Source organism: Stenotrophomonas sp. YJH_SMC_82, from assembly GCF_059368875.1.
This window is the reverse complement of record NZ_JCAFSE010000001.1, coordinates 952,531-967,819: the sequence shown is the minus strand read 5'-3', so window position 1 is coordinate 967,819 and position 15,289 is coordinate 952,531. Positions and strand designations below refer to the sequence as shown.

Here is a 15,289-nt window from a genome sequence, read left to right as displayed (position 1 = left end):
CAGCCTGCGGCCAGCATGCCGGAGCGCGTGTGGTCGGCGCGTTGATCCCGATCAGTTCCGCACGGTGGACGGGCTCAGCGGGTGATCGTGCTGCGGATCGCCCGCAGCTGCTGCTTGATCGCCCGCGCCTGTGCAGGATCCATGCGTAGCAGGGCCTTCTGCCCGATCGAGCGTGACTGCAGGGTGGGATCGACGAAGCGATAGCGGCCGCGTTCATCGCGCTGCACCAGCGGCGACTGGGCCAGTTCCGGGGTGTCCAGCAGGTGGTCGATCACCATGACCAGGCGGTCGTTGAAATAACCCTCGGGCCGGCCAAGGTCGGCATAGGCCTGCTGGATCAGCGGATAGAAGCGCTTGTAAGCGGTAGCCGTTGCCGTCGGGTCCAGCGCAGTGAACGCCTGTACGTAAGGCGCATAGCGTGCCGCATTGCTGGCGGCGATGCGTTCGCCGCCTTCGCCCGTATCGACCTGCAGGTTGCCCGGCAGCGGCCGCGCGGCCAGCGCGGTCGGCGGCACGCTGGGCTTGTCCAGGTTGTCGACCTGGGTGACCAGGCGCTGGATCAGGTGATCACGCAGCAGCAGGGTCAGCGGCCCCTCGCCTTGGAACAGCTGGCTCAGTGCGCCCCAGGCCGCGGCGTCGCTGTCAGCCAGTTTCGGCAGCGCCGGGTCGGCGGCGGCCTCGGTATCCAGCGGATGCCTGATCGATGGTGGTGCTGGCGCGGGCTCTGCGGCCGCCTGCGATTGTGCCGGTGCACTGGTACTGGCAGGGTTTGATTGCACCGGCACCGGGACACCGTCGGCCAGGCTCTTCAGCTGATCGCGGAACAACCAGCCGCCCGCGCCACCGATCACCACCACACCCAACACCCAGGGCCAGACCGCCTTTCCACTCTGCATGATGCAGCACCTCGTTTCACACGCAATGGAGAAGGTGTGACCCCATCGATTGCAGCCGGTTCCCCGCCTGTTCCGCTGCCGTTCGGGTTCAGGCACGCGTCGTCCACGCTCACGTCTGCTTTGCGCCACCCGCGCGAGGCTAGGAGTCCTGTCCCGTGGAGACTCTGCCATGCAGTACGCGCTGTACTACTGGACCGGCATCCAGGGCCGTGGCGAGTTCGTGCGCCTGGCGCTGGAAGATGCCGGCGCCGACTACATCGACATGGCGCGGGTGCACGGCGATGCGGTGATGCAGCCGTTTCTGGAGGGTCGCAACGAAGGGGCACAGCCCTTTGCGCCGCCGTTCCTGAAGGCCGGCCGCCAGGTCATCGCGCAGGTCGCGGCAATCCTGGATTTCCTCGGCCCGACGCTGGACCTGGTGCCGCAGGCCGCATCGCGGCGGATGCAGGCGCTGCAACTGCAGTTGACCATCGCCGACCTGGTAGCCGAGGTGCACGACACCCACCATCCGATCGCCGCATCGAAGTACTACGAACAGCAGAAGACCGAGGCCAGGGCACGAGCCGCGTCACTGCGCAGCGAGCGCCTGCCCAAGTTCCTCGGCTATTTCGAGCAGGTGATGGCCGCCAACGGTGGCCGCCATGCACTGCGCGAGCACTCCTATGTGGATCTGTCACTGTTCCAGCTGCTGAGCGGGCTGGACTACATGTTTCCGCGCCGCATGCAGGCGCTCGGCCCCACCCTGCCCCGGCTGCGCGCGCTGCAGGAACGAGTGGCGAAACGACCCAACATCGCCGCCTATCTGGCGTCTGAGCGGCGGTTGCCGTTCAACACCAACGGCATCTTCCGCCATTACCTGGAACTGGACGCCGAACGGTAGTGCCGGCCGCTGGCCGGCAGAGCGCGCTGTGATCATTCACCGCCTGCAACACGCCCCTGTAGAGCCGAGCCATGCTCGGCTCAGAGCAGCCGAGCGCGGGCTCGGCTCTACAGAGCACCAGAAGTGGAAGGAGCGGTAACGCCGGGCCATGCCCGGCGTCACCAGTCAATGATCGGTGCGATCATCCAGCGGTTTCACCGGCTGCTTCTGCAGCGACAGCAGGCCCAGCAGCAGCGCCAATGCCACGTAGGCGCCGGCGAACTGCAAGCTGATGATGCGTGCCAGCCCGTCCAGATCCCACGGCAGGTAGATGCCACCGCGCGGGTCCACCGAGTGGATCAGGCCGAACAGGGTCAGCCCGGCGGCCACCAGCAGGACGCCACAGGCACGGCGCAGGCGGCCATCGACCATCGCCGCCACGGCCGAGATCCACAGCATCGAGGTGATGATGAAGCCGTTGCCGAGGGTGAAAATCACCGCCAGCTCGGGCAGGCCATGGCCGTCGAGCTTGGTCAGCAGCTGCGGCAGCTGGTCCGGTGCGATCCAGCCGGGCGCCTTGATCGCCAGCAGGTAGGCCACCGACGGCAGGAAACCGAACACCATCGCGCCGGTATGGTGGCGCGGCGTGGCCTGGAACGCCTGGGTGGTGATGTCGATGGCCACGTACACGATGATCGGTGCCAGCACCGCCAGCGGCAGCCACTGCACCAGCCCGGAGATGATGCCGAGCATGCCGCCGATGCCGACGAACAGGCCGGTCAGCAGCGTGTAGCCGCTGCGTGCGCCCATGTGCTTGTAGGCCGGCTGGCCGATGTACGGCGTGGTCTGCGCGACACCGCCACAGACACCCGCCACCAGCGTGGCCACCGCTTCCACCAGCAGGATGTCGCGGGTGCGGTAGTCATCGCCAGCCGCGCGTGCGCTTTCAGAGACGTTGATGCCGCCGACCACCATCAGCAGGCCGAACGGCAGCAGCAGCGGCAGGTAGGTCATCGCCGTGGGCAGGCCCTCAAGGAAGCCCAGCGTCGGCAGCGGCAGCACCACCTGCGGCGGCACCCATTCCGGCACATGGAAGCCGGGCGCACCCAGCCCGGCCAGTCCAAGGCCGTAATACAGCACGGTGCCGAACACGAAGGCCAGCAGCACGCCCGGGCCACGCACCGGCAGCTTGCCCTTGGCGATCAGCACATACAGCAGCAGGCCCAGCGTGGTGAAGCCGACCAGCGGCGAGCGCAGCGTTTCCAGCAGCGGCAGCAGGCCCATCAGCACCAGCGCGATGCCGGCGATGGAACCCAGCAGCGCAGCTCGCGGCAGTGCGCGGGTGACCGCTTCACCGAAGAACGACAGCACGAACTTGAGCACGCCCATGATGACCAGCGCGGCCATGCCCAGCTGCCAGGTGGCGATGCCCGCAGCGTGCGGGTCCATGCCCTGCTGCTTGAAGGCGAGGAAGGCCGGGCCGAGCACCAGCAGGGCCATGCCGATGCTGGTGGGGGCATCCAGGCCGAGCGGCATGGCGGTGACATCGTCGCGGCCGGTACGTGCCGCCAGCCGGCGCGCCATCAGGGTGTACAGCAGGTTGCCGACCAGCACGCCAAAGGCGGTGCCGGGGAACATTCGGCCGAACACCACGTCGGCGGGGAACTGGAAGATCCCGACCAGGGCCATGGCGATGAAGCCGAGGATGGAGAGGTTGTCGACGACCAGGCCGAAGAAGCCGTTGAAGTCGCCGGCGACGAACCAGCGACGCGGTACGGCGGAAGCGGGAGCGGACATGGAAGGGGCGGTGGGGGTGGGGAGCGCCGATGGTAGGCCCAGCGGGGCCGGCGCGCCAATTCCGTCGTGGAATGATGGGTTCCAGCCAACGGCGGGGCCCCTCGTGGCTGGTCGCGGGTAGAGTCGACTGTTAGTCGACCGGCATTGCGAGTTCGGCCGGTCGGGGGGGCTGCGCAGGACACGCCGTAAATCCCCAGACCGGCCCAGCCGCTGGCGGCTGTGCGTTCGGGCCTTGCGAAGCAGTGCTTCGCAAGCAAAGCGCCCTCACCCATGGGGGCTCGATGGCGCCATCCATGGCGCCAACGGTCCTGCGCAGCCCACCCGACCGACCCCTGACAGTTTCCTGCGCGCGGCAGCCACGGAAGAAGATCAAAAGATCCAAAGCCAAGGCAGGCTCTCGCTGCAGTGCCGAGCCCATGCTCGCCCGCTGTACGCGAAGGCTCTGAGCCGAGCATGGCTCGGCTCTACAGAAGATTATTTCGATCATTCGTTCGTTCATCCACGCATGGCGTGGATCTACCGTGTCGACCAAGGTCGACACCTACCACACGGATGGCCGCCGTTGCTTCTGAGTGGCCGGCCAGCGGCCGGCACTACCGCGGGTGCAGGGCGCAGCCCTGCATCGCGCCCTACTTCTTCAGGAAGTTGTCCACCAGCAGATGCTTCACGTCGTCGAAGCGGCCATTCAACACCGCCTTGGCGGCATACAACGCCGTACCGGCCACCTGCTTGGCCTCGATCTGCGGCGGCATCACCAGCTCCGCGCGGCTGGTATGCACGTCCAGCAGCGCCGGGCCGCGCTGGGACAGCAAATCCAGCACCGCCTCTTCCAGATCCTCGCTGCGGGTCACCGTGCGGCCGTGGAAGCCGATGACCTCGGCCAGGCGGCCGAAGTCCGGGTTCTTCAGGTCGGTGTAGTTGTCCAGCAGGCCCTCCACCTTCTGCTCCAGCTCGACGAAGTTCAGCGAACCATTGTTGAACACCACCACCTTGATCGGCAGGTTCTCCTGCACGGCCGTCAACAGATCGCCCAGCAGCATCGCCAGGCCACCATCACCGGACAGCGAGATCACCTGCCGGCCGGGGAAGGCCTTCTGCAGGCCCAGCGCCTGCGGCATCGCGTTGGCCATCGTGCCGTGCAGCAGGCTGGTCAGCGTGCGGCGGCGGCCGTTGACGCGGATATGGCGCAGCACCCACACCATCGGCGAACCGCCGTCGGCGGTGAACAGCGCATCGTCGCTGGCATGCCTCGACAGCAATGCCGTCAGGTGCTGCGGGTGGATCAATTCACCCTCGCCCGGCTGTTCTTCCTGTTCGCGCTTCTTCAGCGCCTTGTCGCGACGCCCGATGCACTCGTCCAGGAAACTGCTGTCCTCGCGCGGCGGCAGCATCGGCAGCAGCGCGTCCAGCGTCGGTGCGATGTCACCGACCACGCCAAGGCTCACCGGGTGGCGGCGGCCGAGGTGACTGCCATCGCGGTCGACCTGGATGATCGTGGCCTTGTCCGGGTAGAACTGGCCCCAGGCGAAATCGGCGCCGAGCAGCAGCAGCGTGTCGCACTCCATCAGCGTGTGGAAGCCGGATTCGATGCCGAAGATGCCGGTCATGCCCATGTTGTACGGGTTGTCCGGCTCGACGAAATCCTTGGCGCGCGAGGTATGCGCGATGGGCGCCTGCAGGCGCCGGGCCAGCTCCAGCAGCTGCGCGTGCGCGCCCTGGCAACCGGCACCGGCATAGATGCCGATGCGCTTGCCCTGCCCCAGCAGTTCGGTGATGCGCTGCAGCTCGGCATCGGACGGGCGCAGCACCGGCTGGGTGTAGTGCACCGAGAACGGCACATCGTGCTTCACCTCGGCCTGGCTGATGTCGGCCGGCAGGATCACCACCGCCACGCCACGGCGGCTGATCGCGGCCTGGCAGGCCAGGGCCACGACGCGCCGCGCCTGCTCCGGGCTGTGCACCTGCTCGCAGAACACCGAACAACTGGCATACACCGCCTTGAAGTCCACTTCCTGCGGAAATTCCATGCCCAGCTCACTGGTCACCACCTGGCTGGCGATCAGTACCATCGGTGCACGGTTGCGATTGCTCTCGAAGACGCCGTTGATGAAGTGCAGGCCACCGGGACCACAAGAACCCGCACAGGCGGTCAACTCGCCGCTCACCAGCGAATCGGCGCCGGCAGCGAAGGCGGCCACTTCTTCGTGGCGTACATGTACCCAGTCGATTTCACTGCGGTGCAGGGCATCGGTGACGTGATTCAAGGTATCGCCAACGATGCCGTAACAGCGGCGGACGCCCGCCTGCTGCAGGGTATCGACAACGTTCTCGGCAACGCGCTTGCTCATCGGATACATCCTCGAGGGGAGAGCATCCGAGGCTAGACCCGAAGAAGTGATGCCTCCGTGGGCAAGGCGCACATCACCTCGATAGGCAAACTACTGGCGGAGATCGAGTCAATCGTTGACGTTGATCCAGCCCTCCACCGCGCCCTGCTTCGGGTTGCGGTAGCGCAGCTTCACCCAGCCATCCTGTTCATCCAGCATCTCCACGCGGTCTCCCTGCACCAAGTAACGCCTGGTGCTGGATGCGCCGGGTCGATCGAACAGGAACAGGCGCGCGGGCACCACGGTGGCTGTCACCGCAACCAGCGGGCTATCGTTTTCGGGCACTGCCAACCCGTCATTGATGGCTCGCTCTTCGATCTCCGCGGTCGCCGAGTAGCTGGTCCAAACGGCCAATGGGCCATCAAACCGCGTCGCCTCCAGGTTCAGCACTTCTCCGTCCAACCTGGGCAACGTAAGCATGCGCTCAGAACGATAAAGGTACAGAACGCCGTTGAATGGGCGGTAGACATCAACACGCCAGACGGCACTTCGGCAGCTACTGCGGAGCACCTGATTCTCAGAATCCAATTCGATCCGGCCGAACTCCCCACAACTTCGCCTTGCTTTCCGCAGGACTGGCAGTGTTATGAACCTGCCAAGAAACCGATCGAACTTGTAGACAAGTGTTGAAAAATTGACCATTCCAACGGGTATCTGCACTACCAGATCAAGCTGACCATCAAAGTCCACATCCAACGCCATCAGCTTCGTTTCAGATTCCAGCGACCCCGAAGGAGCTGGCGGCAGCTGCTGTGTCGCGCCTGAGGGGAGTTGGACCTGGATGCCCCCGTCAGGTTGATGGACGACAGTTACCGGTGTTGCTGGCGCTACTTCGAACATAAGCTGCGCTTGTTCCACGACTGGCATCGACCAGGCCCTCCCCGGCAGAAGGAGCCCAAGCTGGAGAAGAATCAGCGACATCAGCGCCGCAACCATGTGCGGGCCGTCTCTCTCAAGCAGTCGCGGCTCGAAGCCGATCCCCATTGTCATTGGAATGCCCGTGCAGAAACTGGCTTTTCGGCCACCACCACGATCATGTGCCGGAGCACCCGGCAGCTCCATGCAAGAAATCCGAAATTGCTTCCAGCGTCGAGGGGACCAGTCCTGCAAGCAAGAAACACACCAGGCAGCAGTGGCCCGGCTATCCAGGGGCCTGTCAGTTCAGTTCAATCAATCGTTGACGTTGATCCAGCCCACCACCTCACCCTGCCTGGGGTTGCGGTAGCGCAACTTCACCCAGCCGTCCCGCTCATCCAGCATCTCCACGCGGTCTCCCTGCACCAGGTAACGCCTGGTGCTGGATGCGCCGGGTCGATCGCACAGGAACAGCCGCGCGGGTACCACGGTGGCCTGCTGGCCACGCAACGGTCCATCCGGCGGTGCACCCAGGCCATCGGCGATGGCACTTTCCAGCACCCGGCCGGCGGCATCATAGGTGCGCCAGACGGCAAGCGGGCCCTGCTCGCCGGTCTGTTCCCACTGCAGCGCGGCGTTCAACGTATCGCCCAGCATCAGCACGCTCTCGGCGCGGTACAGATAGAGCTTCGCGCCTGCAAACCGGTACTGGTCGGTGTACCACATCGGGCCGCTGCGGCAGCTGCTGGTCAGCGTGCGGCTCGGACGGTCGACCGCCAGCCCCATCAGGTCACCGCAACTGTCCTTGCCCTGGGTGTCGGCCTGCAGCGCGCGGAACCCGGCACTGGCCGGATCGAAGCGGTACACCGTCACCGCTTCGTTGACCATGCCCACCGAGGCGCGCGCGACCAGTTCCGGGTAGCCATCGAAATCGACATCTTCGAGCGACCATCGCGAATTGCCATCGGCATCGGCCGCGCCCTCAAGCGTCTGGCGCTTGCCTGACGGTGACAGCTGCACCGCGATGCTGCCGTCCTGCTGGGGATCGGCGTGCGCCTGCACGTGCGCGGCCACTTGGAAGCGCAGCGTTTCGCCGTCGTCCCCACCCGCCTGCGCCGTCGGTGCCAGTACGCCTGCCAATGCCAGGCCCAGCAGGCATTCCCTGTAGTTCATCATTGCTCCCTGCAGCACCGCGGCGGCACCTTCAACTCAGAACGATACCTCGACCGGCTGCCGCGACCACAGCACCGATTGATGTTTGGTCTGCTGCTTCCACGCCAGGCGGATGGCTTCGATATCGGCACGGCGCTGCGGGGTGTCTTCGTGCAGCACCACCAGCACCTTGGTGCGCAGACGGTTGGGCGAGGCATCACCGCGGAACAGCCACTGGCCGTAGGCATCGAACACGGTCAGGCCATCCGGAAAGCGCGGGGTCACTTCCTTGTCCAGGAAGGTGCGCCACTGCGCCTCGCTGATGGTGTCGGCCTGCGGGCGGTTGCCGGCGCCCTGCTCTTCGCCTACGCCGAAGTACAGCTCGCTGCGCACCCAGCCGTGGCCGGCGGACGGACGCGCGGCATCGCCCTTCAGTTCGGCGGTGGTGGCCGTGGCATAGGCGCTGGGCGCCTGCGAAGAGAGGCTGGCGCAGCCACTGGTGGCCAGCAGCACGGCGAAGACGAGGCCAAAGTGTTTCATCGGTACAGCTCCGGGGAAGGGGAACAGGGCGAGCCGGCAGCGTACAGCGCCACTGGCCCGGCGTGCTGATGCCAACCGGGCATCAGCTCATGCCGGACCGGCAGGGACTTGCATCGGCACCGGTCATCACGCGAAGATAATATATCGCTTCATCCGGATGGATGTAAGTGAAACTATCTCCCCCTTCCCCGTCGTCGTTGTTGCTGGAGCCCCCATGTCCGCCCGCCTGCCCGCGTCGCCGCTCGGCCTCGCCATCGCCCTCGTGCTTTCCTCCGCTGCCGTCCCGGTCCTGGCCCAGGACGCCACCAACCTGGACACCGTGATCGTCACCGGCACCCGCGCCGCCGACCGCACCGTGCTCGAATCCACCTCGCCGGTGGATGTGCTCACCGCCGAGGACATCCGCAAGGCCGGCGTGGTAAACGGTGAACTGGGCAGCGCGCTGCAGGCGCTGCTGCCGTCGTTCAACTTCCCGCGCCAATCCAACTCCGGTGGCGCCGACCACGTGCGCGCCGCACAGTTGCGTGGCCTGTCCCCCGACCAGGTGCTGGTGCTGGTCAACGGCAAGCGCCGCCACCACACCGCGCTGGTCAACACCGACAGCAAGATCGGCAAGGGCACCACCCCGGTCGATTTCAATGCGATCCCGGTCAGCGCGATCAAGCGCATCGAAGTGCTGCGCGATGGTGCCGGTGCGCTTTACGGATCGGACGCCGTGGCCGGCGTGATCAACGTGATCCTCGACAACGGCGGCGACGGTGGCGAGATCGAGGCCAGCTACGGTGCCAACCACACCGACCTCAAGCCGATCGGCCGCACCCTCACCGACGGCCAGACCGGCAACGTCAGCGCCAAGGTCGGTACTTCGCTGGGCGAGGACGGCGGCTTCCTGCGCGTCGGCCTGGAATACAAGCACCGCAACGGCACCAACCGCGCCGGCTTCGACCAGATTCCGCCGTGGGACCAGACGCCGGACAACCTGGCGCTGCAGGGCAAGCGCAACTATGTGCTGGGCGATGGCAAGAGCAAGGACATCAACCTGTGGCTGAACACCGAGATTCCGGTGGGCCAGACCTCGACGTTCTACGCGTTCGGCACCTTCAACCAGCGCGATACCGAAGGCGCCAACTACTTCCGCTATCCCGATGGCGATGCCAACTGGAAGCAGGTCTATCCGAACGGCTACCGACCGATCTCCGAAGGCGAGAACCGCGACGTACAGGCCGTGGCCGGCGTGCGCGGCCAGTGGGGCGAATGGAGCTACGACAGCAGCCTGGATTACGGCCAGAACGACTTCACCTACCGCCTGCGTGATTCGCTCAACGCATCGCTGGGCCCGACCAGCCCGACCCGCTTCAAGACCGCCGACTACGAGTACGCGCAGACCGTGGGCAACCTCGATCTGAGCCGCGTGTTCACCCAGAGCGACAGCATCAGCCACACGCTGGGCCTGGGCGTGGAAGCGCGCCATGAGCGCTACCAGACCCGCCCCGGCGACCCGGCCAGCTATGCGGCGGGCCCGTACACCGACCGCCCGACCGGCTCGCAGGCCGGTGGCGGCCTGACCCCACAGGACGCCGCCACCCTGTCGCGCGACGTGGCCAGCGCCTATGCCAGCCTGTCCAGCCAGTTCGGCGAGAAGTTCTCCACCGACCTGGCCGCGCGCTACGAGCACAACGACGACTTTGGCGGCGAACTGACCGGCAAGCTCGGCCTGCGCTACGAATTCACCCCGGCGTTCGCACTGCGCGGTGCCATCTCCAACAATTTCCGCGCTCCGTCGCTGGCGCAGATCGGCTACGAATCCACCTCCACCGGCTACAACGCCGGCGGCCAGCTGGTGCAGGGCCGGCTGCTGTCGGTCAACAATCCGATCGCGCGTGGCCTGGGTGCGCAGAACCTGAAGCCGGAGAAGTCGATCAACACCTCGCTGGGCTTCACCAGCCGCATCGGCGAGCATTTCGACCTGTCGCTGGACTTCTTCCAGATCGATATCGACGACCGCATCGCGCTGTCGGAGAGCATCACCGGCGATGCGCTGACCGATTACGTGGCCGCCAGCTACGGCGTCAGTGGCCTGCAGAGCGCCAGCTTCTTCGTCAATGCCGCCGATACCCGCACCCGTGGCGCCGAGCTGGTAAGCAACTGGCGGCAGTCGCTGGGCGATGGCCAGCTGCTGCTGACCGGCACCTACGCCTACACCAAGACCACGCTGAAGAATGTGCTGGCCACGCCGGCGCAGCTGCGCGCGCTGAACCCGGACTACGTACTGTTCGGCATCGAGGAGACCAACACCCTGACCGATGCCACCCCGCGCACGCGTGGCAGCTTCTCGGCCGCCTGGAGCAACGACCACTGGTCGCTGAGCACCCGCGTGAACCGTTACGGCAGCGCCACCCGGGTGTTCAACTTCGGTGATGGCTACATCCCGCGCCAGACCTACCAGGCCGAATGGCAGCTGGATGCCGAAGTCGAGTACCGCATTACCCCGCAATGGAGCGTGGCCATCGGCGGCCAGAACCTGACCGACAACTACCCGGATCGATCCAACAGCGATATCCACTACTTCGGCAACCTGCCGTACGACGTGCTGTCGCCGATCGGCAGCAACGGCGCGTACTACTACGGCCGCGTCCGCTATACGTTCTGATCGCATTGGGTGGGTGCGGACCGTTGGTCCGCGCTGTTTGGGCTGGATGCAGGCTGACCTGCCGTGCCGACCAACGGTCGGCACCCACCGAAGCTGATCCGCAGCCTGCCCTCGACCCCACGTACACGCTCAGGCTGGCAGGCTGGTCGTCATGGCTGAACCGCTCCCCCTGCGTCCGCCACCGCCATTGCTGGACGACGCCTGTGCGTTGTTCCTCGATGTCGATGGCACCCTCATCGAATTCGCTGCACGACCGGATGCCGTGCAGCTCCTGCCGGATGTGCGCGAAGCCATCGGCCGCATCAGTGACCGCCTGGAAGGCGCCGTGGCACTGGTCAGTGGCCGACCGCTTGAACAGCTGGACCAGCTGTTCGCTCCCCTCCAGCTGCCTGCCGCCGGCCTGCATGGGCACGAACTGCGCGGCGAGGACGGTCGTGTGCTGCGCGACGAGCACGACGACGACACCGCCGAGTGGCTGCACGCGCTGCACCAGCAGGCGATGCGCTTTGCCCACGGCCATCCCGGCGTGCTGGTGGAAGACAAGGGCGTCGGCCTGGCCCTGCATTGGCGCGGTGCGCCGCACGCGGCAAGTGATGTGCGCGCCTTCGCCGATCGCCACGTGCGGGGCCGCGCCAGCTACCGCCTGCAACCCGGCGACCATGTGGTCGAGTTCGTGCCCGTCGGCACCGACAAGGGCCGTGCCGTGCGCCGGATGATGCAGTACCTGCCCTTCCGCGGCCGCCTGCCGGTGTTTCTCGGTGACGACCTCACCGATGAATTCGGCTTCGATGCCGCCAACAGCCAGCATGGCTGGAGCGTGCTGGTGGGTGAACGTGAACCCAGCGCGGCGGTGTTCGCGCTGCCCGACATACGCAGCGTGCACGCCTGGCTGCGTGAGAATGCCTATTGACCCGGCCACCCCCCACGGCCGCAACCGAGATGTACCGCGTGATGACCCAACCCGATCTTGATCTGGGCGTGGTCGGCAACGGCAGCTTCGGCGCCCTGGTCGACAAACGTGCCCGCGTTGTCTGGAGCTGCCTGCCCACCTTCGACGGCGACCCTACCTTCTGTGCGCTGCTCGGCCCCAACCAGCAGACCGGTGGCGACTTCGCCATCGAGCTGGAAGACTTCGCCAGCAGCGAGCAGGAATACCTCACCAACACGGCGATCCTGCGCACGGTGCTCCGCGACGCGCACGGCGGCGAACTGGAAATCCTGGATTTCGCCCCCCGCTGGCGGCAGAACGACCGCTTCTACCGGCCGGTCAGCCTGATCCGCCAGGTGCGTCCGCTGGCTGGCAGCCCGCGCATCACCGTGCGTGCGCGCCCGCTGGCCGACTGGGGCGCACGCGTGCCAGAGTCGACCTGGGGCAGCAACCATGTGCGCTGGATCCTGCCGGAGCACGTGCTGCGGCTGACCACCGATGTGCCGGTGCGCTTCGTGCGCGATGGCCTGCCGTTCGTGCTCAACCATCCCATCCACCTGATCCTGGGCGTGGATGAGTCGCTCAACCGGTCGATCAGCGGCTACGTGCAGGAAGCCTTCCAGCGCACCCGCGACTACTGGCGCGAATGGGTGCGCTACCTGTCCATTCCACTGGAGTGGCAGGACGCGGTCATCCGCAGTGCGATCACGTTGAAGCTGTGCCAGTACGAGGACAGCGGCGCGATCATCGCGGCGATGACCACTTCCATTCCAGAAGCACCCGGCAGCGTGCGCAACTGGGACTACCGCTACTGCTGGCTGCGTGACGCAGCTTTCGTGGTGCGGGCGCTGAACCGTCTCGGCGCAACGCGCACGATGGAACAGTTCCTCGGCTACATCTTCAACCTGGCCACCACCGACGGCACGCTGCAGCCGCTGTATGGCATCGGCTTTGAAGCCAAGCTGGACGAAGACGAAGTGCCCAGCCTGTCCGGTTATCGCGGCATGGGCCCGGTACGCCGCGGCAACCTGGCCTGGGTGCAGCGCCAGCACGATGTCTACGGCAGCGTGGTGCTGGCCTCCACGCAGCTGTTCTTCGACCGCCGCCTGCAGGATCCCGGCGACGCGCACACCTTCGCCCGCCTCGAACCGCTGGGCGAACAGGCCTTCGCCCTGCATGACGTGCCCGATGCGGGCCTGTGGGAGTTCCGTGGCCGCACCGAGGTACACACCTACACCAGCGCGATGTGCTGGGCCGCCTGCGACCGCCTGTGCAAGATCGCCGTGCGCCTGAAGCGCGATGACCGTGCACACTACTGGCGCGAGCGCGCCGACACCATCCATGCGCGCATCATGGCCGAGTCCTGGAATGAGGAACTGGGCCACTTCACCGATACCTTCGGCGGCCATCGCCTGGACGCCTCGCTCCTGCTGCTGGCCGACATCGGCTTCATCGATGCGATGGACGCCCGCTTCATCGCCACCGTCGATGCGATCGGCCGCGACCTCAAGCATGGCAATTCGCTGTACCGCTATGTCGCGCCGGATGACTTCGGCGAGCCGGAGACCAGCTTCACCATCTGCACGTTCTGGTACATCGATGCGCTGGCGGCGATCGGGCGCATGGACGAGGCGCGCGAGATGTTCGAGCTGCTGCTGAAGCAGCGCAACCACCTGGGCCTGCTGTCGGAGGATCTGGCCTTCGACAGCGGCGAGGCCTGGGGCAATTTCCCGCAGACCTATTCGCACGTCGGCCTGATCACTGCCGCGATGCGCCTGTCGCGGTCCTGGCAGGAGGCATCGTGAGTCGTCTGGTGGTGGTTTCAAATCGTGTGGCCGTACCCGGCGAGAACCGCGCCGGCGGCCTGGCTGTCGGCCTGCTGGCCGCCCTGAAGGAACGCGGCGGCCTGTGGTTCGGCTGGAGCGGCAAGACGGTAAAGGACGGCAGCGGCACGCTGCACCGGCAGAAAGACGGTGACATCGACTACGTCACCATGGACCTGAGCAAGCGCGAGGTGGACGGCTACTACAACGGCTTTGCCAACCGCACGCTGTGGCCGCTGCTGCACTTCCGCCTGGATCTGGTCGACTACGACCGTGCCACCCGCGAGACCTACCACAAGGTCAACGCACTGTTCGCCGACAAGCTCGCGCCCTTGCTGCGCGAGGATGACATCGTCTGGATCCACGACTATCACCTGATCCCGCTTGGCGCATTGCTGCGCGAGCGTGGCATCGGCTGCCGCATCGGCTTCTTCCTGCACATCCCGATGCCCTCGGCCGACCTGCTGCAGGCGATGCCCGACCACCTGCGGTTGTTCTCCGCGCTCTACGCGTATGACCTGGTGGGCTTCCAGACCCAGCGCGATGCCGATCGCTTCCAGACCTACCTGCGCCTGTTCGGCGGGGGTCGGGTACTCGCCAACGGCGAGCTGGAGGCACCGGGCGGGCGTCGTTTCCGCGCGGCGGCGTTCCCGATCGGCATCGACACCGAGCTGATCGCGCGCCAGGCCGGTACCGCCGCCACCAAGGCCGCCGTAAAGAACCTGCGCGCCAGCCTGCGTGATCGCCAACTGGCGATCGGCGTTGATCGCCTGGATTATTCCAAGGGCCTGCCCGAGCGCTTCCTCGGCTTCGAACGGTACCTTGAGCGCCATCCCGACCAGCGCGGGTCGCTGACCTACCTGCAGATCGCCCCCGTCTCGCGCGGTGATGTCACCGAGTACCGGCAGCTGCGCAGCCAGCTGGAGCAGATCGCCGGCCACATCAACGGTGGCCACGCCGAGCCGGACTGGACACCCCTGCGCTACGTCAACCAGAACTTCACCCATGCCACCCTCACCGGTTTCTACCGTGCAGCGGCGGTGGGGCTGGTCACGCCGCTGCGTGATGGCATGAACCTGGTGGCCAAGGAATACGTGGCCTCGCAGGACCCGGAGGACCCGGGCGTGCTGGTGCTGTCGCTGCTGGCCGGCGCCGCCGACGAACTCAAGCAGGCACTGCTGGTGAACCCGCACGACCTGGATGGCGTTGCCGACGCCATCGCCACCGCGGCGACGATGTCGCTGCGCAAGCGCAAGGAGCGCTGGCACGCCATGATGGAGCACCTGCGCACCTACGACATCAACCACTGGCGGCGCAGCTACCTGGACGCACTGGAAGGCTGAGGAAAAAGGGGACGGAGGGGATTAAGTCGTTTGTGCACAAACGACTTAATCCCCTCCGT

The 15,289-nt window shown here is 66.2% G+C and carries 11 protein-coding genes; 5 read left to right on the top strand and 6 right to left on the bottom strand.

The features are described 5' to 3' along the window. Positions 1-74: 74 nt before the first annotated feature. Positions 75-896, bottom strand: coding sequence for a DUF3014 domain-containing protein (locus AC5P53_RS04315; RefSeq protein ID WP_241887048.1), 822 nt, complete (start codon positions 894-896; stop codon positions 75-77). A gap of 169 nt (positions 897-1,065) precedes the next feature. On the opposite strand from AC5P53_RS04315, the gene AC5P53_RS04310 reads away from it, so the two are divergent. Next, entirely contained in the window at positions 1,066-1,776 is a 711-nt protein-coding gene (locus tag AC5P53_RS04310; protein ID WP_241887049.1) for a glutathione S-transferase, read from the top strand. 165 nt (positions 1,777-1,941) lie between these two features. On the opposite strand, the gene AC5P53_RS04305 is transcribed toward AC5P53_RS04310, so the two are convergent. The 5 genes from AC5P53_RS04305 to AC5P53_RS04285 form a co-directional block, all read right to left on the bottom strand. After that, positions 1,942-3,552, bottom strand: a complete 1,611-nt coding sequence (locus AC5P53_RS04305; protein WP_241887050.1) for a hypothetical protein — start codon at positions 3,550-3,552, stop codon at positions 1,942-1,944. A 629-nt stretch (positions 3,553-4,181) separates the two neighbouring features. Then, positions 4,182-5,900: a thiamine pyrophosphate-dependent enzyme gene (locus AC5P53_RS04300; RefSeq protein WP_241887051.1), complete on the bottom strand. Its 1,719-nt coding sequence runs from the start codon at positions 5,898-5,900 to the stop codon at positions 4,182-4,184. A 108-nt stretch (positions 5,901-6,008) separates the two neighbouring features. After that, on the bottom strand, positions 6,009-7,001 hold the full coding sequence (locus AC5P53_RS04295) for an SH3 domain-containing protein (RefSeq protein WP_241887052.1): 993 nt from the start codon (positions 6,999-7,001) through the stop codon (positions 6,009-6,011). Between the two features lie 108 nt (positions 7,002-7,109). After that, positions 7,110-7,967 (bottom strand): XAC2610-related protein, encoded by an 858-nt coding sequence (locus AC5P53_RS04290; protein WP_241887053.1) that lies wholly within the window; start codon positions 7,965-7,967, stop codon positions 7,110-7,112. A 36-nt stretch (positions 7,968-8,003) separates the two neighbouring features. After that, complete coding sequence (locus AC5P53_RS04285) at positions 8,004-8,486, bottom strand: DUF3574 domain-containing protein (RefSeq protein WP_126411289.1); 483 nt, start codon at positions 8,484-8,486, stop codon at positions 8,004-8,006. Between the two features lie 214 nt (positions 8,487-8,700). Here AC5P53_RS04285 and AC5P53_RS04280 point away from each other — a divergent pair, with 214 nt between their 5' ends. From AC5P53_RS04280 to otsA, 4 genes are all read left to right on the top strand, one after another. After that, on the top strand, positions 8,701-11,136 hold the full coding sequence (locus AC5P53_RS04280; RefSeq protein ID WP_180835131.1) for a TonB-dependent receptor plug domain-containing protein: 2,436 nt from the start codon (positions 8,701-8,703) through the stop codon (positions 11,134-11,136). Between the two features lie 151 nt (positions 11,137-11,287). After that, positions 11,288-12,046, top strand: coding sequence for a trehalose-phosphatase (gene otsB / locus AC5P53_RS04275; RefSeq protein WP_014648189.1), 759 nt, complete (start codon positions 11,288-11,290; stop codon positions 12,044-12,046). 41 nt (positions 12,047-12,087) lie between these two features. Continuing rightward, a complete protein-coding gene (locus tag AC5P53_RS04270) occupies positions 12,088-13,869 on the top strand; it encodes a glycoside hydrolase family 15 protein (protein WP_032960733.1) in 1,782 nt (593 codons plus the stop codon). Beyond that, positions 13,866-15,230 (top strand): alpha,alpha-trehalose-phosphate synthase (UDP-forming), encoded by a 1,365-nt coding sequence (gene otsA / locus AC5P53_RS04265; RefSeq protein WP_014648191.1) that lies wholly within the window; start codon positions 13,866-13,868, stop codon positions 15,228-15,230. The genes AC5P53_RS04270 and otsA overlap by 4 nt, the downstream gene beginning before the upstream one ends. Positions 15,231-15,289 lie beyond the last annotated feature (59 nt).

What these genes read in the sequence shown, in the direction of transcription:
- AC5P53_RS04315 (WP_241887048.1), bottom strand. Translation starts at nt 896, where the DNA reads ATGCAGAGTGGAAAGGCGGTCTGGCCCTGGGTGTTGGGTGTGGTGGTG.
- AC5P53_RS04310 (WP_241887049.1), top strand. Translation starts at nt 1,066, where the DNA reads ATGCAGTACGCGCTGTACTACTGGACCGGCATCCAGGGCCGTGGCGAG.
- AC5P53_RS04305 (WP_241887050.1), bottom strand. Translation starts at nt 3,552, where the DNA reads ATGTCCGCTCCCGCTTCCGCCGTACCGCGTCGCTGGTTCGTCGCCGGC.
- AC5P53_RS04300 (WP_241887051.1), bottom strand. Translation starts at nt 5,900, where the DNA reads ATGAGCAAGCGCGTTGCCGAGAACGTTGTCGATACCCTGCAGCAGGCG.
- AC5P53_RS04295 (WP_241887052.1), bottom strand. Translation starts at nt 7,001, where the DNA reads ATGGAGCTGCCGGGTGCTCCGGCACATGATCGTGGTGGTGGCCGAAAA.
- AC5P53_RS04290 (WP_241887053.1), bottom strand. Translation starts at nt 7,967, where the DNA reads ATGAACTACAGGGAATGCCTGCTGGGCCTGGCATTGGCAGGCGTACTG.
- AC5P53_RS04285 (WP_126411289.1), bottom strand. Translation starts at nt 8,486, where the DNA reads ATGAAACACTTTGGCCTCGTCTTCGCCGTGCTGCTGGCCACCAGTGGC.
- AC5P53_RS04280 (WP_180835131.1), top strand. Translation starts at nt 8,701, where the DNA reads ATGTCCGCCCGCCTGCCCGCGTCGCCGCTCGGCCTCGCCATCGCCCTC.
- otsB (WP_014648189.1), top strand. Translation starts at nt 11,288, where the DNA reads ATGGCTGAACCGCTCCCCCTGCGTCCGCCACCGCCATTGCTGGACGAC.
- AC5P53_RS04270 (WP_032960733.1), top strand. Translation starts at nt 12,088, where the DNA reads ATGACCCAACCCGATCTTGATCTGGGCGTGGTCGGCAACGGCAGCTTC.